The sequence below is a fragment of the Flammeovirga aprica JL-4 genome, assembly GCF_012844305.1.
Taxonomy (GTDB): domain Bacteria; phylum Bacteroidota; class Bacteroidia; order Cytophagales; family Flammeovirgaceae; genus Flammeovirga; species Flammeovirga aprica.
On record NZ_JABANE010000338.1, the window covers coordinates 1 to 782 of the forward strand.

At 28.1% G+C, this 782-nt stretch carries 1 protein-coding gene; it reads right to left on the minus strand.

What is annotated here, in order from left to right; all coding sequences use genetic code 11:
* The coding region (locus tag HHU12_RS34250; protein WP_169661196.1) for an IS1634 family transposase at positions 1-782 on the minus strand (782 nt) is incomplete at both ends.

The window sequence follows — 782 nt, forward strand, 5'->3', positions numbered from 1 at the left end:
CCTAAAATTAAATAGTTGAGCCAATTCTTTCTGATCCTCATGTAGAATAAGAGTTTTTTCAATTATCATATTATTTGGCATTTTAACTCTAATTGCATGTATTGTTTTTGCAATATTTATTGCTTTTTCAACACTAATGCTAGCTTTCATTTCGTCAAGTTGTCGTTCTAATTCTTTGAATATTTTATAAGCTACAAATGAGATACAAATGTGAGCTTTTATTCTTCTCTCAAGTCTATGATAAATTGGTCTTATTTTGAGATTACTTTTTGAAATTCTAAATGCCTTTTCGATTTTCCATAGCTCTTGATAGTTCTCTATCACTTGATCATTAGTTAGTTGCGTATTTGTTATATATCCTTTTAAACCATCCCATTTTGCATCTTGTTCATATTTATCCATATCAATTGACAGTGAAACATCTCCCTCCATTTTTAAGTATTTATTGTATCCTCTATTGTTGATATTACTCTTTGTAAGTTTTCCAGTCTTTACTTTTTTTCTTAACCTTTCTAAACCTAACTCTCTGTTATGAGAGTCTTTCTTTGCTCTTTTATCAGAATATGATATTATTAGTTTTTGTTTGTCTTCTAACTCAATTACTGATGTTTCTCCATTTGTTAGAGTTAAAGCCAAAATCTGATCTTTGATTTTTTTTGTATACTGTTTTAATCTAGCTCCTAATATGAAGAGATATTTATTGTCGATTAATTCTTTGATATTATTTTTTGACATGAGTCCTGAGTCAGCAACAACTACCATTTGAGGTATATTATACTTTT